General features: G+C 69.4%; 23 protein-coding genes. 11 read left to right on the forward strand and 12 right to left on the reverse strand.

Annotated features, from left to right (window positions below; genetic code table 11):
• The first annotated feature begins 45 nt into the window (after nt 1–45).
• Together Pka01_RS33850 and Pka01_RS33855 are read left to right on the forward strand one after the other, a co-directional pair.
• Nucleotides 46–993 (forward strand): asparaginase, encoded by a 948-nt coding sequence (locus Pka01_RS33850; RefSeq protein WP_203887046.1) that lies wholly within the window; start codon nt 46–48, stop codon nt 991–993.
• 58 nt (nt 994–1,051) lie between these two features.
• Nucleotides 1,052–2,023 carry a magnesium transporter CorA family protein gene (locus Pka01_RS33855; RefSeq protein WP_203887047.1) on the forward strand — a complete coding sequence of 324 codons (972 nt, stop codon included), beginning with the start codon at nt 1,052–1,054 and terminating at the stop codon, nt 2,021–2,023.
• A gap of 4 nt (nt 2,024–2,027) precedes the next feature.
• Here Pka01_RS33855 and Pka01_RS33860 read toward each other — a convergent pair whose 3' ends face one another.
• The 6 genes from Pka01_RS33860 to Pka01_RS33885 all read right to left on the reverse strand — a co-directional run bounded on the left by Pka01_RS33860 (nt 2,028) and on the right by Pka01_RS33885 (nt 5,602).
• The gene (locus tag Pka01_RS33860; RefSeq protein ID WP_203887048.1) at nt 2,028–2,762 is read right to left on the reverse strand and encodes an alanyl-tRNA editing protein; all 735 of its coding nucleotides are present in this window, start codon (nt 2,760–2,762) and stop codon (nt 2,028–2,030) included.
• 75 nt (nt 2,763–2,837) lie between these two features.
• Nucleotides 2,838–3,170 carry a DUF2516 family protein gene (locus Pka01_RS33865; RefSeq protein ID WP_203887049.1) on the reverse strand — a complete coding sequence of 111 codons (333 nt, stop codon included), beginning with the start codon at nt 3,168–3,170 and terminating at the stop codon, nt 2,838–2,840.
• 178 nt (nt 3,171–3,348) lie between these two features.
• Nucleotides 3,349–3,825, reverse strand: coding sequence for a hypothetical protein (locus Pka01_RS33870; protein ID WP_203887050.1), 477 nt, complete (start codon nt 3,823–3,825; stop codon nt 3,349–3,351).
• Nucleotides 3,826–3,828: 3 nt separating this feature from the next.
• Nucleotides 3,829–4,263, reverse strand: coding sequence for a helix-turn-helix domain-containing protein (locus Pka01_RS33875; RefSeq protein ID WP_203887051.1), 435 nt, complete (start codon nt 4,261–4,263; stop codon nt 3,829–3,831).
• A 68-nt stretch (nt 4,264–4,331) separates the two neighbouring features.
• On the reverse strand, nt 4,332–5,249 hold the full coding sequence (locus tag Pka01_RS33880) for a M56 family metallopeptidase (RefSeq protein ID WP_203887052.1): 918 nt from the start codon (nt 5,247–5,249) through the stop codon (nt 4,332–4,334).
• Complete coding sequence (locus tag Pka01_RS33885; protein WP_203887053.1) at nt 5,246–5,602, reverse strand: BlaI/MecI/CopY family transcriptional regulator; 357 nt, start codon at nt 5,600–5,602, stop codon at nt 5,246–5,248. The genes Pka01_RS33880 and Pka01_RS33885 overlap by 4 nt, the downstream gene beginning before the upstream one ends.
• 51 nt (nt 5,603–5,653) lie before the next feature.
• Between Pka01_RS33885 and Pka01_RS33890 the strand changes: the two genes are divergently transcribed.
• Nucleotides 5,654–6,169, forward strand: a complete 516-nt coding sequence (locus Pka01_RS33890) for an O-acetyl-ADP-ribose deacetylase (protein ID WP_203887054.1) — start codon at nt 5,654–5,656, stop codon at nt 6,167–6,169.
• Between the two features lie 37 nt (nt 6,170–6,206).
• Here the strand turns inward: Pka01_RS33890 and Pka01_RS33895 are convergent, their stop codons facing one another.
• From Pka01_RS33895 to Pka01_RS33905, 3 genes are read right to left on the reverse strand one after another with little or no spacing between them, the layout of a single operon-like run.
• Nucleotides 6,207–6,710 carry a GNAT family N-acetyltransferase gene (locus tag Pka01_RS33895; RefSeq protein WP_203887055.1) on the reverse strand — a complete coding sequence of 168 codons (504 nt, stop codon included), beginning with the start codon at nt 6,708–6,710 and terminating at the stop codon, nt 6,207–6,209.
• A gap of 35 nt (nt 6,711–6,745) precedes the next feature.
• Nucleotides 6,746–7,555 (reverse strand): class I SAM-dependent methyltransferase, encoded by an 810-nt coding sequence (locus tag Pka01_RS33900; protein WP_203887056.1) that lies wholly within the window; start codon nt 7,553–7,555, stop codon nt 6,746–6,748.
• A complete protein-coding gene (locus Pka01_RS33905; protein WP_203887057.1) occupies nt 7,552–8,301 on the reverse strand; it encodes an SDR family NAD(P)-dependent oxidoreductase in 750 nt (249 codons plus the stop codon). The genes Pka01_RS33900 and Pka01_RS33905 overlap by 4 nt, the downstream gene beginning before the upstream one ends.
• A 134-nt stretch (nt 8,302–8,435) precedes the next feature.
• Between Pka01_RS33905 and mshA the strand changes: the two genes are divergently transcribed.
• From mshA to Pka01_RS33920, 3 genes are read left to right on the forward strand one after another with little or no spacing between them, the layout of a single operon-like run.
• Entirely contained in the window at nt 8,436–9,719 is a 1,284-nt protein-coding gene (gene mshA / locus Pka01_RS33910) for a D-inositol-3-phosphate glycosyltransferase (RefSeq protein WP_203887058.1), read from the forward strand.
• Nucleotides 9,720–9,728: 9 nt separating this feature from the next.
• A complete protein-coding gene (locus tag Pka01_RS33915; protein ID WP_203887059.1) occupies nt 9,729–10,214 on the forward strand; it encodes a type III secretion system chaperone family protein in 486 nt (161 codons plus the stop codon).
• Between the two features lie 51 nt (nt 10,215–10,265).
• Nucleotides 10,266–11,006 carry a phosphoglyceromutase gene (locus tag Pka01_RS33920; protein ID WP_203887060.1) on the forward strand — a complete coding sequence of 247 codons (741 nt, stop codon included), beginning with the start codon at nt 10,266–10,268 and terminating at the stop codon, nt 11,004–11,006.
• 430 nt (nt 11,007–11,436) lie between these two features.
• On the opposite strand, the gene phoU is transcribed toward Pka01_RS33920, so the two are convergent.
• Nucleotides 11,437–12,096 (reverse strand): phosphate signaling complex protein PhoU, encoded by a 660-nt coding sequence (gene phoU / locus Pka01_RS33925; protein WP_203887061.1) that lies wholly within the window; start codon nt 12,094–12,096, stop codon nt 11,437–11,439.
• Nucleotides 12,097–12,279: 183 nt separating this feature from the next.
• Here phoU and Pka01_RS33930 point away from each other — a divergent pair, with 183 nt between their 5' ends.
• Together Pka01_RS33930 and Pka01_RS33935 are read left to right on the forward strand one after the other, a co-directional pair.
• The gene (locus Pka01_RS33930; protein ID WP_239115813.1) at nt 12,280–13,389 is read left to right on the forward strand and encodes a sensor histidine kinase; all 1,110 of its coding nucleotides are present in this window, start codon (nt 12,280–12,282) and stop codon (nt 13,387–13,389) included.
• Nucleotides 13,386–14,075, forward strand: a complete 690-nt coding sequence (locus tag Pka01_RS33935; protein WP_203887062.1) for a response regulator — start codon at nt 13,386–13,388, stop codon at nt 14,073–14,075. The genes Pka01_RS33930 and Pka01_RS33935 overlap by 4 nt, the downstream gene beginning before the upstream one ends.
• 78 nt (nt 14,076–14,153) lie before the next feature.
• Here Pka01_RS33935 and Pka01_RS33940 read toward each other — a convergent pair whose 3' ends face one another.
• Nucleotides 14,154–14,771 carry a copper chaperone PCu(A)C domain-containing protein gene (locus tag Pka01_RS33940; RefSeq protein ID WP_239115794.1) on the reverse strand — a complete coding sequence of 206 codons (618 nt, stop codon included), beginning with the start codon at nt 14,769–14,771 and terminating at the stop codon, nt 14,154–14,156.
• A gap of 257 nt (nt 14,772–15,028) precedes the next feature.
• On the opposite strand from Pka01_RS33940, the gene Pka01_RS33945 reads away from it, so the two are divergent.
• The 3 genes from Pka01_RS33945 to Pka01_RS33955 all read left to right on the forward strand — a co-directional run bounded on the left by Pka01_RS33945 (nt 15,029) and on the right by Pka01_RS33955 (nt 16,447).
• Nucleotides 15,029–15,511, forward strand: coding sequence for a CarD family transcriptional regulator (locus Pka01_RS33945; RefSeq protein ID WP_030510364.1), 483 nt, complete (start codon nt 15,029–15,031; stop codon nt 15,509–15,511).
• 17 nt (nt 15,512–15,528) lie between these two features.
• A complete protein-coding gene (gene ispF, locus Pka01_RS33950) occupies nt 15,529–15,999 on the forward strand; it encodes a 2-C-methyl-D-erythritol 2,4-cyclodiphosphate synthase (RefSeq protein WP_203887063.1) in 471 nt (156 codons plus the stop codon).
• Between the two features lie 178 nt (nt 16,000–16,177).
• On the forward strand, nt 16,178–16,447 hold the full coding sequence (locus Pka01_RS33955; RefSeq protein ID WP_203887064.1) for a GlsB/YeaQ/YmgE family stress response membrane protein: 270 nt from the start codon (nt 16,178–16,180) through the stop codon (nt 16,445–16,447).
• A gap of 92 nt (nt 16,448–16,539) precedes the next feature.
• Here Pka01_RS33955 and Pka01_RS33960 read toward each other — a convergent pair whose 3' ends face one another.
• Nucleotides 16,540–17,928, reverse strand: coding sequence for a hypothetical protein (locus Pka01_RS33960; RefSeq protein ID WP_203887065.1), 1,389 nt, complete (start codon nt 17,926–17,928; stop codon nt 16,540–16,542).
• Between the last annotated feature and the right edge of the window lie 102 nt (nt 17,929–18,030).

Genomic DNA, 18,030 nt, shown 5'->3' on the forward strand with positions numbered 1-18,030 from the left:
GGCCCCGCATTCTGCCACGTGCGGGCGCTTCGTAGACTGCCCGCTATGTCCGATCTGATCGTCGAAGTGGTTCGTTCAGGGTTTGTCGAGTCCGTTCACCGGGTCCGGGTGTACGCGGTGGACGCCCACGGCGCACCCGTCATGGTTCACGGTGACACGTCAAGCCTGGTGTCCCCCCGTTCGTCGATGAAGCCGCTGCAGGCGCTCGCCATGGTCCGGGCCGGCCTGCCCGTGGAGAACGAACTGCTCGCGCTCGCCTGCGGCAGTCACGGCGGGGAGCGGTTCCACATCGACGGGGCACGGAAGATCCTCGCCGGAGCGGGGCTGGACGAGTCCGCCCTACGCTGTCCGGAGGACCTGCCTCTGGACACCGAGGCACTCCACCAGGTCCTGCGCGAACAGGGCGGGCCGAGCAGGATCCTGATGAACTGCTCGGGCAAGCACGCGGCCATGCTCGCCACCTGTGTGGCGAACGCGTGGCCCGTCGACGGCTACCTGCACCCCGGCCATCCCCTGCAGCGGGCGATCAGGTCCACGGTCGAGGAGCTCACCGGGGAGCGCGTCGCGGCCACCGGCGTCGACGGGTGCGGCGCCCCGCTGTTCTTCGTCTCCATGACCGGCATCGTGCGGGCCTTCCGCCGCTTCACCCTGGCGGACGCCGGCAGCCCCGAACGCCGTGTCGCCGACGCGATGCGCGCGTACCCCGAGTGGACCAGCGGTACGACGCGGCCCGAGGCGGCGCTCATGCGGGCGATCCCCGGCCTGATGGTCAAGGCGGGCGCGGAGGCGTTCGACGCCTTCGCCTTCGCGGACGGCCGCGCCGGCGCGGTGAAGGTCGACGACGGCGGCACACGGGCGCGTGTACCCGTCACGGTCGCCGCCCTGCGTGCTCTCGGCCTCGACGCCCCCGAGCTGACCGAGCTCGCCACCGTTCCGGTCAACGGCGGGGGAGAGCGTGTCGGCGAGATCCGGGTCCGGCCGGCCTCCGCGTGACATCCCTTCAGAACGGTTCATCTTGTCCACCGAGGCTCACTGATTAGGCTTGCTGGACATGGGACGTACGCGCCTGTATCGGAACGGGAAGCTCGAGGCTGAGGGCTTTCCCGTCGCCGATGTGTCGGAGCACCTGAAGGACCCGTCCGCCGTGGTGTGGTTCGACATGTGCGAGCCGAACGAGGAGGACCTGCGGGCGATCACCGAGGAACTGGGCATCCACGAGCTCGCGGTCGAGGATGCCCTGCAGCACAAGCAGCGCCCGAAGCTGGACGTCTACGACAGCCACAAGTTCCTCAACGTCTACGCCGTGGGGTTCGACTCCGTCTCGGGCCGGCTGGACGTCGCCGAGGCGTCGGCGTTCATCACGCCCAACGCCCTGGTGACCGTCCGGAGCTCTCCCGGGTTCGAGATCGAGGAGGTCATCAGGCGGTGGGACGAGGCGCCGGGACTCACCGAGCACGGCATCGCCTTCCTCCTGTACGGCCTGCTCGACTATGCGGTGGACACCCACTTCGACACGGTCGAGGCGATCGACGAGCAGATCGAGGTCCTGGAGGAGGGCGTCTTCGGGGAACGGGCGATCACCCAGCGCGACCAGCGCCGGACGTTCGAGATCCGCAAGAGCCTGGTGACCCTGCGCCGCGTCGTCATGCCGATGCGCGAGGTCGTCAACACCCTCATCCGCAGGACCGACGAGGTGGGCGACGGGGCGATGGCCCCGTACTTCCAGGATGTGTACGACCAGGTGCTGCGGGCCACCGAGTGGACGGAATCCCTACGGGACCTGCTGAGCAACATCCGTGAGGCGCACCTCACGATGCAGAGCAACAAGATGAATCTGATCATGAAGCGGGTGACGAGCTGGGCGGCCATCATCGCCGTGCCCACGCTGATCACCGGCTTCTACGGGCAGAACGTCCCCTTCCCCGGGTTCGAGCACTCCTGGGGATTCTGGGTGTCCACTGCCGCCATCGTGCTCGTGTCGGCCGTGCTGTACCGGTCGTTCCGCAAGCGTGACTGGCTCTGACCTGTCACTCCTCCACGGCGATCCTGAGCCGCCGGAAGCCCTTGCCCTTGTTCTCGATCTTGGCGACCCGCATCCTGCCGATCTGCTTGGTCGAGGCCACGTGGGTGCCGCCGTCCGCCTGGCAGTCGAGACCGACGATGTCGACGATGCGGACCTCCTGCACGGACTCGGGCACCAGGTTCGTCGCGGTGCGGATGATGTCCGGGATGGCGAAGGCCTCCGCGCGGGGCAGCACCCTGACGTCGATGCGCCGGTCGGCCGTCACCTCGGCGTTGCAGGCCGCCTCGACGGCCTCCTTGAAGCCGGGCGGCACCTCGGTGAGGTTGAAGTCCATCCGGGCGACGAGCGGCTCCATGTTGCCGCCGGTGACCAGCGCGCCGAAGTCACGGAACACGACCCCGCAGAGCACGTGCAGAGCGGAGTGCGTGCGCATCAGCGCCGAACGCCTCTCATCGGCGACGGCGGCTCTGACCACGGTGCCGGGAACGGGAAGCGGCTCGCCCTCGGCGGGGATCAGGTAGAGGTCGTCGCCCTTGCGCACGCCCGCGATGCGCGTCTCCACTCCCTGCCAGAGGAGGGTGCCCTCGTCGGCGGGCTGGCCGCCGCCTCCCGGATAGAACGCCGAACGGTCGAGCACGATCCCGTCGGGGGAGGAGGCGAGGACGACCGCCTCCCAGTCGCGCAGGTTCTGGTCGGCGAGTTCGAGGCGTTCGGTGCGCCCGAGAGCATCGGTTCCCATGCTCGGCAGCCTAGAGCCAACCTCGGCCGCCTCGCCCGCCGAGGCCTACCAGAGGACTGCGGAGGCTTGTCAGGCTTACCAGGGGCCGTAGGGACCCTGGTTGCCGCCGCCCCTGCGGTGGTCGTTCACCGCGGGCTTCACGTCGGCCAGGTAGATGCCCGCCGCGATGACGGCCGCGATCGTGAAGATGCTCAGCGGATTCAGGTACCTCACCACGGCGGCGAAGGTGAACAGCGTCGCGAACCCCAAGATGATCAGCCACAGCGGCTTGGTCTGCTTGCCCGCGGCGGGGAAGGCGGCCTTGGGGATGCGGATCGCGTGGATCAGCGCCCATGCGGAGAGGATCAAGGCCCCGACGCTGAGCAGCCAGAAGATCAGATCCAGCACGCCGTTAACAGGCCCGAACATGGACTCTCCCAGACGGTCAATCGGTGGCGGACGCTCCCACACTAATGCGCCGGGGCGTTCTGTGTCGCGAGCGAGAGAGCCGTATCACCCCGGGACGGCATTCACCCCGGGACGGCGAACGGCCCGCCCCCGGGCTCGGGGGGCGGGCCGGGCGACGCGTCGCATCGCGGTGCCGTCGTCAGGAGTGCGAGCGCTTGGCGCCGGACTTCCTGGCGGTTCCCGTGGTGGTCCGCTTGGCGGCGCCGTGGGCGGCCGTCCCGTTGGCGGAGGTCCCGTTGGTGCTCGCGGACTCGGCGACCTCGGCGAGCTCGTGGGCGGCCTCACCGCTCACCTTGCTCACGATCTTGCGGCCGCGGAGGGCGAACTCCTCGTAGAGCTCGGTGACCCGGGCGGCGGCGGTGTCGGCGTACGCCTTGGCCTTCTCGGGGAAGTCCTTGGCGACGGCCTCGGCCCTGTCCTGCACGGTGGTGGCGTACTCCCGCGCCCTGACGGGAAGGTCCTTGGCGGTCTCCCGCAGGTCGCCCTGGCGTGACTGGAACCTCTGCAGCTGCTCGGGCAGCTCGCGGAGCTTCTCCACCGCGTAGTCCCCGGCGCCGGTCAGCGCGTAGAACGGCTTGGACTCGGTGATCTTCTTGACCTCGGTGGCGAGGGTCATGGACTATCCTTCCTTCTCCGGCGTGATGCCGTTACGTGGGGGAACCGGGTCGTCCCCGAGATCATCGGCCGATTGCGGCGGCCGATCGGAATCAGCGGCCCGGTTCTCCTTGTGGAACGATTCGTAGATATCGATGAGCACCTGGCGCTGCCGCCCGGTGAGTGTGACGTCGGCCCGGATCGCCGCGAGCACGTCGCTGTGGGGCTCACGGTCCTCGATGAGGCCGGCCTGCACGTACAGCGCCTGGGCCGAGATGTGCAGCCCCTTGGCGATCTGGTTCAAGATCTCCGCGCTCGGCTTGCGCAGTCCTCTTTCGACCTGGCTCAGGTAGGGGTTCGACACCCCTGCCTGGGCGGCGAGCTGACGGAGAGAGATCTTCGCCTGCTGCCGCTGCTGGCGGATGTACTCGCCGAGCGAGCCGACCTTGGGCAGTTCCATGCCCCAAGTCTGCATCAGGGTGCTTGCAATTGCAAACTACTCGATAAACACCAGCTAGCACCCAACGGTCAGTTGGGAATCAGCCAAAGCAGCGGGGCGGACGCGGTCAGCAGAACGGAGCCGAAAAGGATCAGGTACCGGGTGTGGGCCGGCAGCTCCACCGCCGGATTGACGAGGCGGTTGACGCGGGCCATCACGTTCGACGCCGCGGAGGCGCCCAGGGCCCCCTGCGGAGTGGGCAGCGGCGAGGCGGAGCCGAACCGGAGCAGGGCCGTCGCCAGCGGCTTGGGATAGCAGTTGCGCAGGGCGCGGTCGTCGGCCGCCATCTCGATCAGCAGGCTCACCGACGCGTAGGCGTCGCGGACCACGGCCGACCACGGCAGGGCCCTGCGGAGCGCGGCGAACGGCAGCAGCACCAGGTCGTGCCGCTCCCGCACGTGGGCGGCCTCGTGGGCGAGCACCGCGTCGAGCTCGTCGGGCGACAGCAGACTCAGCGTCCCGTCGCTGATCACGACGTGCGACTTCTTCAGCCCCGGCAGGCAGTAGGCGGCGGCGCCGGGGAAGTCCACCACGCGGACTCCGGGCACGGCGGGCTCGTCCCTGGCGATCAGCGAGAGCAGCACGCGGTGCCGGTGCCGGGCCCGGAGCGTCTGGGTTCCGGCGGCGAGCAGGACGACCACCAGGACGGCCAGCAGCGCGAGCCCCGCGGCGAGGGAGCCGAGCCGTACCACGTCATGCGGTTCGGCGACGCCGTACTCCAGCGTGATGAGCAGGGCGGCGAGACCGTGGACGACACCCCGCCTGTACGGCTCGAGTGCGTAGGCGAGCAGGGCGCCGGTGGAGGCGAGTCCCCAGGTCACCCCGAGTGACTGCCACAGGAGGATGGCCGTGCGAGGGGCGCGCCACGTCCAGCGCGCCGCCGTCAGCCGCCACGCCGCCAGGGCGCAGATCGTGGCCAGGGCCGCTAAGACCGCCGCCGCGATCACTCCTCCTCCAGCTCCGTGAGGGCTTTTCGCAGGATCTCCGCCTCGGTGCCGGAGACGGCCTGCGCGAAGCGCGTCAGCGCCGCGTCACGGTCACCGGTCATGTCCAGGGCCTCGAGCATGAGCTCGGCGACGTAGGCGTCGCGGCTCGCGGCAGGCTGGTAGCGCCAGGCGCGGCCGTCCCTGGTACGGGTGAGGAATCCCTTGCGAGAGAGCCGATCGAGTACGGTCATCACAGTGGTGGGCGCGAGATCGCGATCCTCGATCATGCGCCCGACCTCGCGGGCGGTCAGCGGGGCGTTCTCCGCCCAGAGGATGTCCATGATGCTGCGTTCAAGCTCGCCGAGACCCTTCACGACGTTCAGCCTACCTGGGGTAGTACTACGTCCCGTAGAGAGGTGAGACAGATGAAGCTCGTTCTGGTCGAGGGCGACATCACCGAGCAGCGTGTGGACGCGATCGTCAACGCGGCCAACTCCTCGTTGATGGGGGGCGGCGGGGTCGACGGCGCGATCCACAGGCGCGGCGGTCCCGAGATCCTGGAGGAGTGCCGGGCGCTGCGCGCCTCGCGGTACGGGCGTGGACTTCCCGTGGGCGCGGCGGTGGCCACCACGGCCGGCCGGCTTCCGGCCCGGTGGGTGATCCACACCGTCGGGCCCGTGTACTCGCGGAGCGAGGACCGGTCCCATCTGCTGGCCTCCTGCTATCGGGAGTCGCTGCACGTGGCGGACTCGCTGGGCGCCTCGACCGTGGCCTTCCCCGCCGTCTCGACCGGAATCTACCGATGGCCGATGGCGGACGCCGCCCGCATCGCCCTCGCGGCGGTACGGCAGGCCGGGGCCGTCGTCACTGAGGTCCGTTTCGTGCTGTTCAGTCCCGCAGCTTATGCGGAGTTCGAGCAGGCCTTGGCGGACATGGGGTAAGCGTTCGGCCAAGTCTCGACTTCGGGTGCCGGAACAGTCAGAGCCACTTGATCAGGTAGATCTCATCGCGTTCCTCACCGGGGGCGAGCCGGATCGAGCGCGCGACCCGGCCGACCTCGTGGTAGCCCACGCTCGCGTAGAAGCCGTCCACACCAGTGCCGCCCCGGCAGGTGAGCTGGAGCGCCTCCAGCCCGAGCTCTCTCGCGGCGTCGTCCGCCGCGAGCATCAGGGCCCTGCCGTAGCCCAGGCCCTGGTACTTGGGGTGGACCATGACCCGCACCACCCACCGCCAGTGCGCCCGCAGCCCGGACCCGTTGTCCGCCAGGATGAGCCAGCAGGCCACGCGGTCCTCGTCGTCGAAGCCGACCAGCACGTGGTCGGAGGTCCGGCCGAACGCCTTCTCGGCCGTCGGCCTGATGTCGTCCGGTGTCACGGGAGGGACGAATCCGACGGCGCCGCCCGCGTTGGTGACCTCGGTCCAGCAGTCGAGGAGCTCCTCGAACAGTTCGCCGGTCATCTCGGGGGCAAGGACGAAACGCATGAATCGGACGTTATCAATCGATGGTGAACGGCGAACTACGGGCCGACGGCGGACCAGGGCAGCGTGAGCTCGCCCAGCCGCCACCGCGCGGGACCCCCGGCCGGGGGCCCCGAGACGATCGGCCAGTCGCCCGTCAGCGCCTCGGCCGTCCTGATCCAGCGCTGGCGGTGACCGTACGAGCCGTAGGGGGCGCAGGCGGCCCAGGCGCGGTCCCAGTCGGTCAGGAACGCGTGGACGCGCTCACCGGGCACGTTGCGGTGGATGAGCGTCTTGGGGAGCCGCTCCGCGAGGTCGGAGGGACGCTCGAAGCCGGTGAAGCGGGCCGCGAACGTCAGCGTCCGCGGACCCTCCGCCCCGAGTGCCGCCCACACCGCGCGATGGCCCACCTCGGAGCAGGTTCCCTCGACGATCACTCCGGCGGGGTCGATCCTCGACCGCATCAGGTCCCAGTGCCGCCAGGCCTCGGCCTCGCCGTACTGCCGGAGCACGTTGAACGCCCGCACGACCAGCGGGGACCGCGAGACCGGCAGTTCGAAGCCGCCTCTCCTGAACGACAACCCCTCCTGCTCGTACGGCTTGGCCGCGGCGACCCGCGCGGGGTCGATCTCCACGCCGACGACCTCGACGGCCGGGTGCACCCGCCGGAGCCGGGTGAACAGCTCGTAGGTCGTGATGTGCGAGGCGCCGTAGCCGAGATCCACCACCAGCGGCCGCACGTCGGCCGAGGACCTGAGCAGCGGGCCGTAGACGGCGGAGATCCACCGATCGGACCGCCGCAGCCGGTTGTGGCCCGTGGTCCCGCGGGTGACCTCCCCGACCGGCCGCAGGGAGGGGCGCGCCGTCACGCGCCCTGCGGGACGCGGTACACCTTGTGCTGCGCCGCCTGCGCGCGCGGCCGGACGACCAGCCGGTCGATGTTCACATGGGAGGGCCGCGTGACGGCGAAGGCGATCACGTCGGCGATGTCGTCGGCGGTCAGCGGGTTCGGTACGCCCTCGTAGATCTTGGCGGCCTTCGCCGCGTCGCCGCGGAAGCGGGTCAGCGAGAACTCCTCGGTCTGCACCATCCCCGGCGCCACCTCGATGATCCGCACCGGCTCGCCGACGAGCTCCAGGCGGAGCGTCTCGGTCATCGACGACTGGGCGTGCTTGGCCGCGCAGTAGCCGCCGCCACCCTCGTAGGAGACGAGCCCGGCCACCGACGTGAGCATCAGCAGGACGCCGTCGCCCGACTCGATCAGCTTGGGCAGGAGGGCCTGCGTCATCCGCAGTGAGCCGAGCACGTTCACGTCGTACATGCGCTGCCAGTCGTCCAGCAGGCCGCCGGCGACCGGTTCCAGGCCGAAGGCGCCGCCCGCGTTGTTGACCAGCACGTCGCAACGGTCCAGTGACGACGCGAAGGCGGCCACTGACTCGTCGGAGGTCACGTCGAGTGTGGCGGGCCGGATCGACGGGACCTCGGCGGCCAGTTTGTCGAGACGCTCACGCCGCCGTGCCGCGGCGACGACGTCGAACCCCTCGGCCGCGAGGCGGCGGGCCGTCGCCTCGCCGATGCCGCTGCTCGCCCCGGTCACCACTGCGGTCTTCGTCATGGTTCCTCCGCGCCCCTGAGAAAATCCGTCAAGGGCCGACATTCTTTCAGGGTCGCGTCCCGGAGCCGGTCGCCGAGGGGCCAGGGAATCTCGCTGAGATCCTTTCGGTTATAACGATCTCGGAGGTGGTTCGGGTGGCGCTCAGACGGCGTCGGGTCAACCGGGTGGCGACGATCAGTGTTCACACGTCTCCGCTCGACCAGCCGGGCACCGGCGACGCGGGCGGCATGAACGTCTACATCGTCGAGGTCGCGAAACGCCTGGCCGAGCTCGGCATCGAGGTGGAGATCTTCACCCGCCAGACCGCCCGCGACCTGCCTCCCGTGGCGGAGCTCGCCCCCGGCGTCATGGTGCGTCACGTCACGGCCGGGCCGTACGAGGAGCTGGACCGCGCCGACCTCCCCGGTCAGCTCTGCGGCTTCCTGTCCGGCGTGCTGCGCACCGAGGCGATGTACGACCCTGGCCGCTATGACGTCATCCACTCCCACTATTGGCTGTCCGGCCAGGTCGGATGGCTGGCCAAGGAGCGCTGGGGCGTGCCGCTCGTGCACACCATGCACACCATGGCGAAGGTCAAGAACGCGCTGCTCGCGGCCGGAGACAGGCCGGAACCGGCCATCCGGGTGCTCGGCGAGGAGCAGGTCGTGGAGGTGGCCGACCGCCTCGTCGCCAACACCGCCGCGGAGGCCCGGGAGCTGATCGACCTCTACGACGCGCCCACCGACCGGGTCGCCGTGGTCAACCCCGGGGTGAACCTGAAGGTCTTCCAGCCCGCGTCCAAGGGCGCCGCCCGGCACAGGCTCGACCTGCCTCAGGACGCCCACGTGCTGCTGTTCGTCGGCCGCATCCAGCCGCTCAAGGCCCCCGACATCCTGCTCAAGGCCGCGGCGCGGATGGTCGAGCAGGATCCGACCCTGCGTTCGCGCCTGGTGGTCGCCTGCGTCGGCGGTCCCAGCGGCAACGGGCTCGCCCGTCCCGCCCTGCTGACCGATCTCGCCGCCGAGCTGGGCATCAGCGACATCGTCCGGCTCGCCCCGCCGGCCCCCCAGCACGAGCTCGCCGACTGGTACCGGGCGGCCGACATCACCGTCGTGCCCTCACACAACGAGTCGTTCGGCCTGGTCGCGCTGGAGTCGCAGGCCTGCGGCACGCCCGTCGTCGCCGCGTCCGTCGGCGGCCTGCGCACAGCCGTACGGGACGGCCTGTCCGGCCTCCTCGTCGACGGCCATGATCCGGACACCTGGGCGCGGGCCCTCGGCCGGCTGGTCGACCGCCCGGGCTGGCTGGACTTCCTGTCCGCCAACGCCGTACGGCATGCCGTGGGCTTCGGCTGGTCGGAGACGGCCGCCTGCCTCGCGGACGTGTACGCGGGCGCCATGGCCCAGCGGCAATGGGCTCCCGTCGCGGTCAACTCGTAGGCTGGGACCATGAGACCCGATCTGGAAGGCGTGGTGGCGTCCGCGCTCGAGTCCGCGGAGCTCTCCTACGAGCGGCCCAAGCCGGGCGCCTTCCTCGTCAAACTGCCGGGCCAGCACAAGCTCGCCACGCTGACCTGGCTCATCATCGGCGACCAGGCGCTCAACGTCGAGGCGTTCTTCTGCCGCCAGCCCGACGAGAACCACGCCGAGTTCTACCGGTGGCTGCTGCTCAAGAACGGCTCGATGTACGGCGTGCACTTCGCGATCGATCCGATCGGCGACGTCCACCTGGTCGGCCGCCTGCCCCTCGACTCCGTGACCGAGGAGGAGATCGACCGGGTGCTCGGCTGCGTGCTGACCTACTCGGACGAGTCGTTCGACCGGGCGCTGGAGCTGGGATTCGCGTCCTCGATCCGCCGTGAATGGGAGTGGCGGGTCAAGCGGGGCGAGTCCCTCGCGAACCTGCGCCCCTTCGCCCGGGTGATCGAGTCCTGACGGGGCCGACGTCAAGGGGACAGAAAGCAGCGCGCCGTTAGGATTGCCGGCATGGCTACTTTGGTGCTGCTGAGGCATGGCGAGAGCGAATGGAACGTCAAGGGCCTGTTCACAGGCTGGGTGGACGTCACCCTTTCGCCGACCGGTGAGGACGAGGCGCGGCGCGGCGGGCAGTTGCTGCTCGACGCGGGCATCCGGCCCGAGGTGGTGCACACATCGGTGCTCACCCGTGCGATCAAGACGGCCAACCTCGCGCTGGAGGCCGCCGGTCTGCTGTGGCTGCCGGTGCGCCGCTCGTGGCGGCTGAACGAGCGCCACTACGGTGCCCTCCAGGGCAAGGACAAGGCCCAGACCCGGGCGGAGTTCGGCGACGAGCAGTTCATGCTGTGGCGGCGTTCCTACGACGTGCCCCCGCCGCCGATCGCGGACGACGACGAGTACTCCCAGGCCGGCGACGCCCGTTACGCCGAGCTCCCCTCCGAGCTGTTGCCCAGGACCGAGTGCCTGAAGGACGTCGTCGACCGCATGCTGCCGTACTGGTACGACCAGATCGTGCCGGACCTGGCCGGGAAGACCGTGCTGGTCGTGGCGCACGGAAACTCGCTGCGCGCCCTGGTGAAGCACCTGGAGGGGATCAGCGACGAGGACATCGCGCAGCTGAACATCCCGACCGGAATCCCGCTCCGTTACGAGCTGGACGGCGACTTCCGCCCGACGGGCGCGGGGGAGTACCTCGACCCCGAGGCGGCCAAGGCCGCGATCGAAGCCGTCGCCAACCAGGGCAAGAAGTAGCTCTGTTGATGGCGCTCGCTTCGCTCGCGCGGGCTCGGGGCGCTCTTTTTGGCGATGCCTTCCCTCGTCGTTCGGGGTCGCTCGTTCCTCACTCCCCGCTCACTCCTCAGTCCAGACACCGCCGCGCCCCTCGCGTGACGGTTGCCCACCGCAGGTCAGCCTTGGTTTCCTCGCGACGTCCATAGCGAGCAAGGACGCGGGGACCATGTCGACGCATGAGCAACATGGAACGCGAGGGGCGCGGCCGGGAGCTGGACTGAGGAACGCCCGCAGCGAGGTACGAGCGAGGACGTGACGAGGGTTGCGTTCATGGCGCGCCTCCGGCACGACCCAGCGGCCTCGAGGCGCCCCGAGCACGCGCGAGCGCCAATAGACACGCGAAAGCCCCGGCCCCCCGAGGACCGGGGCTTTCGAGCCCATGTGGGAAGGGTCAGCCGGCGGTCTCGTCGTCCGTGCGCGATCCGGTGACGAGGTAGACCACGTCACGGGCGACCCGGACGGCGTGGTCGGCGTAGCGCTCGTAGTAGCGGCCGGCCAGCGTCACGTCGATCGCGGCCTCGACGCCGTGGTCCCAGTCGTCGGAGAGCAGGACGCGGAACAGCCGCCGGTGCAGGCGGTCCATCGCGTCGTCGTCCTCTTCGAGCTCCTTGGCGAGCTCGATGTCGCGGGAAGCGATGCAGCTGCCGGTCTTGGTGATCAGGTTCTCGGCGATCGCGCCCATCTCCACGATGGTGTCGCGGAGTTCGGCGGGGATCGCGGAGACGGGGTGGCGCATCCGTGCGATCTTGGCGATGTGCTCGGCGAGGTCGCCCATGCGCTCCAGGTCGGATGCCATCCGCAGGGCCGTCACCACGGTTCGCAGGTCGACGGCGACAGGCTGCTGCAACGCCATCAACTCGTAAATGGAGGACTCGATCTCGTTGTAGATCCGGTCGACCTCGTTGTCCTGAGAGATCACACTCTCCGCGAGTTGCAGGTCGGCGTCGAGAAGTGCAGTGGTGCCCCGGGACATGGCCGACCTGACCAGCCGGGTCATCTCCACCAGCCGGTCCGTCAGGGATTCCAGCTCTTCGTGATAGGCGTCGCGCATGCGGCCACGCTACGCGGGATTTCGTGAACGAATCCCTGCCGTCAAATGAACATTCCTGGAAACACCATGGTCATGGGCTATCTCACTGGTCAGATAACGGGAAACGCCGCCTAGCATTCAAGCGTGAACGAGTTGCTGGCGAGCTTGGCTGCGATGGGCGGTTTCGTCCTCGGCTCCTTCGTCATGCTGGCCATTCGTCGCCAGACCGACAAGGACGAGGATCCCGAGCCCGTCGACGACATGTTGTCCCCGGGTGTGGCGTCCGTCCTGGCCGTCCTCCCCTCCTCCGCAGTGGTCCTGGACCGGGACGACCGTGTCCTGCGGGCCAGTTCCGCGGCCCGGGCCTTCGGGCTGGTCCGCGGTGACTCCCTCATGGCCGCCGAGTTGCTTGCCCTGGCCAGGAAGGTCCGCAGGGACGGCGAGATCCGCGAGAGCGAGATCGAGACGGCCGGCCGCAAGTTCGGCCAGGAGTCGACCACCTTCGCCGTGCGGGTCGCGCCGCTGGGCTCTACCGGGCAGGTGCTCGTGCTCGCCGAGGACCAGACCGAGCGCCGCATGGTCGAGGCGGTCCGCAGAGACTTCGTCGCCAACGTCAGCCACGAGCTCAAGACGCCGGTCGGCGCTCTCAGCCTGCTGGCCGAGACGATCCAGGACGCGGCCGACGATCCCGAGGCCGTCACGCGGTTCGCCGGCCGCATGCAGCACGAGGCGGCCCGGCTCACCTACCTGGTGCAGGACCTGATCACGCTGTCCCGGATCCAGGGCGGGGAACCCGTCCCCACTCCGGGGCCCGTGCCCATCGACGCGGCCGTGCACGAGGCCATCGACCGGTGCAACACCAAGGCGTCCGCGAAGGACATCACCCTGGTGGCCGGAGGGGCCGAGGGCCTGCAGATCTGGGGTGACGACGAGCTCCTCGTCACCGCGCTGCGCAATCTCATCGACAACGCCGTGGCGTACAGCCCGGAGCACACCCGGGTCGTGGTGAGCGCCAGGCCGGCCGGGCGGTCCGTCGAGGTGAGCGTCAGCGATCAGGGCATCGGGATTCCCGAGAGTGCCCAGGAGCGCATTTTCGAAAGATTCTTCCGGGTCGACGCCGCCCGGTCCCGAGCGACCGGTGGCACGGGGCTCGGGCTCGCCATCGTGAAGCACGTCGCCGTCGCCCATGGCGGCGAGGTGACTGTCTGGAGCAAGGAAGGCTCCGGTTCGACCTTCACGCTTCGCCTGCCCGCATTCGGCGGGACGGCGATCGCCGCACCACGCACTACCAGCCCCCTGGAGGTCACGAAGTGACTCGGGTACTCGTCGTCGAGGACGAGGAGTCGTTCTCCGACGCCTTGTCCTACATGCTGCGCAAGGAAGGTTTCGAGGTCGCGGTCGCGGCCACCGGTCCCGAGGCGCTGGACACCTTTGACCGCAACGGGGCCGACATCGTTTTACTCGACCTCATGCTTCCGGGCCTGCCCGGCACGGAGGTGTGCCGTTCGCTGCGGCAGCGCTCCAAGGTCCCGGTCATCATGCTGACCGCGAAGGACAGCGAGATCGACAAGGTCGTGGGGCTCGAGCTGGGCGCCGACGACTACGTGACCAAGCCCTTCTCGTCGCGGGAGCTGGTGGCGCGCATCAGGGCCGTCCTGCGCCGTCAGGGCGACGTGGAGGAGCTGGAGTCCGCGATCCTCGCCGCGGGGCCGGTGCGGATGGACGTGGACCGGCACATCGTGGCCGTCCGCGGCGAGCACGTGCAGCTTCCGCTGAAGGAGTTCGAGCTGCTCGAGGTGCTGCTGCGCAACGCCGGCAGGGTGTTGACCCGCGGCCAGTTGATCGACCGCGTCTGGGGTGCCGACTATGTGGGCGACACCAAGACGCTCGACGTCCATGTGAAGCGCCTGCGGGCCAAGGTCGAGTCCGACCCGTCGAACCCGCGTTGCATCCTCACCGTGCGGGGCCTGGGCTACAAGTTCGACCCCACCGAGGAATGATCGGCTGAAAGGTTCGAGGCCCTGTCCGGTACGGCATGCCGTACCGGACAGGGCCTCAGACGTTCGCGGAGCCCTGTGTCACGTCTGCGGGGTCTCCGTGGAGTCCGGGGCCGGCGTCTCGGTGGCCGTCGCCGAGGGGCTGACCGTGGGAGTCGGCGTAGGCGAGGGAGCGGGCGGCAGCGTGGCGTACTCACGGCTGCGGGCGATGACGGGCACCCACATGGTGACGTCGCCCGCGTTGGTGAACTGGAACGTCAGCCGCACGTTCTCGCCGCCCAGCAGGGGCTGCTTGAGGCCGTCGACGGTGGCCTGCGGCACCTTGGCGAGCTGGTCGGTGGCCAGCGGCACCGGGGCCGGCAGCTTGACGGAGGTGACCTCCTGGCCGTCGGATACGACTCCGGTGAGGGTGTCGGGGGTGGTCGCGCGGTTCACGATGCTGAGGTAGAGCGCTGCCGAACCTCCGGCGGCGATCTGTCCACCCGAGTCGGGCCCGAGGATGAACGCCTGGCTGATCATGACGCCGTTCTGGCCGTAGCTCCTGGTCGCGCCGTCGTCCTGGATGAGGACGCCGGCCTCGGTGGGTGCGTAGGCCTTGTTGGTGTTGGCGTCGAACCCGGCGCCACACGCGGCCAGGGCAGGGATTGAGGCGAGGAACGCGGCAACGGCGATCGCCCTGCGATGGCTGGTGCTGGTCACGGTTCGAGTTCTCCTTGGTGCGCACGTATATGGGCGGGAATCAGCCTATCTGTGCACTCCGGCGGTCCTCACTCGGTACCCCGTCCCGGGGTCGGCTGCGACGCAGGTCATCCTGTATGTCGGGAATGCCATTCACAGAGTCGACCGGTTGTCAAGTCCCAAAACGGGGCTTTGACCTGCAGTTATGTTCATTTCACTGTTCCGGGAGCCTGTAATCGCGTGGTACTCTTAAGTACAGCGGAAGGGGTACTCGTCACATGACTTTCCAGGTCGGCGACACTGTCGTCTACCCCCACCATGGGGCTGCTCGGATCGAGGCAATCACGACCCGAACCATCAAGGGTGAGGAAAAGACCTACTTGGTGTTGAAGGTCGACAAGGGCGACCTCACCGTCCAAGTGCCAGCTGAAAATGCCGAACTCGTCGGTGTACGCGACGTCGTCGGTCAAGAAGGGCTCGAGCGGGTTTTCGACGTGCTGCGTATGCCGCACACCGAGGAGCCCACCAACTGGTCCCGCCGCTACAAGGCCAACCTCGAGAAGCTGGCGTCCGGCGACGTCAACAAGGTGGCCGAGGTCGTCCGCGACCTGTGGCGACGCGACAAGGAGCGCGGCCTTTCCGCGGGCGAGAAGCGAATGCTCGCCAAGGCTCGGCAGATTCTGGTCAGCGAGCTCGCGCTGGCGGAGAAGACCAATGAGGACAAGGCCGAGGCTTTGCTCGACGAGGTGCTGAACTCCTGAATACGACATCGCCAAGGGTGGGCGTCGGTACCGATGTCCACCCTTTTGCGTTTGGTAGGGAGCTTCATCTGGCGGGGCTCCACTGGCCAGGAGAGACCGGGCTCGCCGGACATTCGGATGGGGACGCCGCCGCACACGCCTGTTGTGACGCCCTTCTCTCGGCGGCAGGCCTGGGCGACATCGGCGGGCTCTTCGGGACGTCGGACCCTCGGTGGGCCGGCGCGTCGGGTGTCGCGCTCCTCGAGGAGACGGCGCGTCAGGTCCGGGCCGCGGGCTTCGAAATCGGCAACGTCGCGGTTCAGATCATCGGAAACCGCCCCAAGCTGGCGCCTCGCCGTACGGAGGCTGAGAAGGCGCTGGAGGCCGCTGTAGGGGCTCCTGTGAGCGTCAGTGCGACCACCACGGACGGACTCGGCCTCACCGGCCGGGGAGAGGGTGTCGCGGCGATCGCCAACGCGATCGTTTTCCCGCTGGACAGACCCGCCTAATCGGACATGCCAACCGGAACGGGGCCGGCTGCGTCTCATTAGTATGCGGGCGGCGACTCAAACCAGGCGCGGTACGGGTCGCCGTCCTCTTTTCTCTTCTATGGGCGCATATTTCGCCGGGGCAGGGTAGCTCATCTCCTGAGAGTGAATGGGGGCAACCCCCCAACAGGAGGTCGATATGACAATCGAGTCCATCCTTGGCGCCATCATCATCGGTGCGGTCATCGGGGCCCTGGGCCGTCTGTTCCTGCCGGGCAGGCAGCCGATCGGCATGATTCTCACCATCGTCGTCGGTATCGTGGCGGCGCTGATCGGCACGTTCATCGCCCAGCACTTGGGCGTGGCCACCACCCGGGGAATCGACTGGATCGAACTGATCATGCAGGTGGTGCTGGCGGTTGTCGGTGTCGGCCTCGTCGCCGGCATCCGTGGCCGAACACGCGTGTAGGTCCGCCGCGGGCTGTATTCACCGCGCACGACATTCAAAACGTGACAGGCCCCTCCCGGAGACTCCGGGAGGGGCCTGTCACGTGTCGTGCCTCAGTCTGATTCCTCATCGGGCGGCAGCGGGGTGCTCCGCATCCGTCCGGACGGAGGTGCGAGCGGGACGGTGTTCTCCCCGCTGCCGGGCTCAGTGCCGTACGGCTGTCGCCGCGGCGCCGAGTTCTCCTCCGGGTCGGCGAGATCGGCGGTATGGGCGGGGTCGGGATCGTCCGTCAGCCGGAGCAACGGCTGCGTGTCCACCTCGGCCGCCTCGACCTCGGCCACGTCGGCCTCGGTGAGATCGGCCGGCTCGACGGGTGCGAGGTCGTCACGCCCCGGGTCCGCCACAGGCTCGCTCTGCCCGCTTGAGAGTGCCGCCGCCTCCCACGTGACCGGAGAGGACGCGTCGCGCGCATCTTCGCCGAATGCCGCCGCCGCAGGCTCCGGCGCGGATTCCCCGGCGGCCGGGGTCGCCGGGGCGGGAGGCTCGTCGGCCGCGGGAGCGCCGGGTTGCGGAAGGCGGGGGTGGACGAGCACGTCACCTGTGGTGGGACGGACGAAGTCTCCCCAGGTGATGGGCCGGTTCGGCCGATTGCGCCGGGGAGAGGCCGGCCGTACGGGCTCGGGCGGCGAGGAGGGCTCGGTGACCTCCCGCGTCTCGGGCGGCGAGGAGGGCTCGGTCACCTCCGGCGTCTCGGGCGCGGCCGTGGGATGGACCACGGGCAGGGCCTCGGGCAGGGCCTCGGGCTCCTGCGCCGCTTCTGGGCCCCCGTGAGCGTCACCGGTGACGCCGGCGCCGTCGGAGGGCGGAGGGACCGGGAGCGGCGGAGCCTGCTCGGGCGACGTCGCGATCGCGGGGACGACCGCATAGGGCGCGGTCGGCTCCTCGGCCTCGCCTCGGTCTCGCGGAGCGCGCGCCTCGGTGAAGGGCACGATGTCGCTCTCTTCGACGAGGCCGTCCAGGGCGGTACGGGACGCCCGCGCGTGCTTCAGAAGGAGGAGGAGCATCCAGAGCCCCACGGCGAGCAGCGCCCACGGCAACAGCGCGACGACGATCGCGGCCCTGCCCGAGTCGAAGGTCGTGTCGGTGGCCGTCGCCACGGTCGCCGCCGCGGCCGCCGCGAACAGGGCGAGCAGGACGAGGGCGGCCTGCGCCCGGACGAGGAAGCGCCCCCCGCGCAGCAGCGGCACGCTGACCAGCGAGAGCACCAGAAGGGCGTCGAAGGCCGTCGGGTAAAGGTAGGCGAGTCTGGGTTCCGCCCGACCGATGACGGCGAGAGTACGGAGATCGTCGAAGGAGAGCGCGCAGGCCGCTCCCGCGAGCACCGCCACGATGAGGCCGGCGAGGGCGATCACCAGACGGCGGAGCACGAGCGGGATTCCTGCGGAGGTCGATGTGGACGGGCGGGAGGTGGTGCCTGCCGCTCCGGGGGGATTCGCGTCCATGGCGTTCCGAGCCTACAGAATCATGCCGACCGTTTGACCGGCCCTGTGAGGGTGGATGTCTCCTGAAATGCGGCGTCATGTCCGAGGCTGACAGACGTCGGA

The organism is Planotetraspora kaengkrachanensis (genome assembly GCF_016862895.1).
GTDB classification, from domain to species: Bacteria; Actinomycetota; Actinomycetes; order Streptosporangiales; family Streptosporangiaceae; genus Planotetraspora; species Planotetraspora kaengkrachanensis.

Coding starts and splice junctions, on each gene's coding strand:
- Pka01_RS33850 (WP_203887046.1), top strand. CDS start 46: ATGTCCGATCTGATCGTCGAAGTGGTTCGTTCAGGGTTTGTCGAGTCC.
- Pka01_RS33855 (WP_203887047.1), top strand. CDS start 1,052: ATGGGACGTACGCGCCTGTATCGGAACGGGAAGCTCGAGGCTGAGGGC.
- Pka01_RS33860 (WP_203887048.1), bottom strand. CDS start 2,762: ATGGGAACCGATGCTCTCGGGCGCACCGAACGCCTCGAACTCGCCGAC.
- Pka01_RS33865 (WP_203887049.1), bottom strand. CDS start 3,170: ATGTTCGGGCCTGTTAACGGCGTGCTGGATCTGATCTTCTGGCTGCTC.
- Pka01_RS33870 (WP_203887050.1), bottom strand. CDS start 3,825: ATGACCCTCGCCACCGAGGTCAAGAAGATCACCGAGTCCAAGCCGTTC.
- Pka01_RS33875 (WP_203887051.1), bottom strand. CDS start 4,263: ATGGAACTGCCCAAGGTCGGCTCGCTCGGCGAGTACATCCGCCAGCAG.
- Pka01_RS33890 (WP_203887054.1), top strand. CDS start 5,654: ATGAAGCTCGTTCTGGTCGAGGGCGACATCACCGAGCAGCGTGTGGAC.
- Pka01_RS33895 (WP_203887055.1), bottom strand. CDS start 6,710: ATGCGTTTCGTCCTTGCCCCCGAGATGACCGGCGAACTGTTCGAGGAG.
- Pka01_RS33905 (WP_203887057.1), bottom strand. CDS start 8,301: ATGACGAAGACCGCAGTGGTGACCGGGGCGAGCAGCGGCATCGGCGAG.
- Pka01_RS33915 (WP_203887059.1), top strand. CDS start 9,729: ATGAGACCCGATCTGGAAGGCGTGGTGGCGTCCGCGCTCGAGTCCGCG.
- Pka01_RS33920 (WP_203887060.1), top strand. CDS start 10,266: ATGGCTACTTTGGTGCTGCTGAGGCATGGCGAGAGCGAATGGAACGTC.
- phoU (WP_203887061.1), bottom strand. CDS start 12,096: ATGCGCGACGCCTATCACGAAGAGCTGGAATCCCTGACGGACCGGCTG.
- Pka01_RS33930 (WP_239115813.1), top strand. CDS start 12,280: ATGCTGGCCATTCGTCGCCAGACCGACAAGGACGAGGATCCCGAGCCC.
- Pka01_RS33945 (WP_030510364.1), top strand. CDS start 15,029: ATGACTTTCCAGGTCGGCGACACTGTCGTCTACCCCCACCATGGGGCT.
- Pka01_RS33955 (WP_203887064.1), top strand. CDS start 16,178: ATGACAATCGAGTCCATCCTTGGCGCCATCATCATCGGTGCGGTCATC.
- Pka01_RS33960 (WP_203887065.1), bottom strand. CDS start 17,928: ATGGACGCGAATCCCCCCGGAGCGGCAGGCACCACCTCCCGCCCGTCC.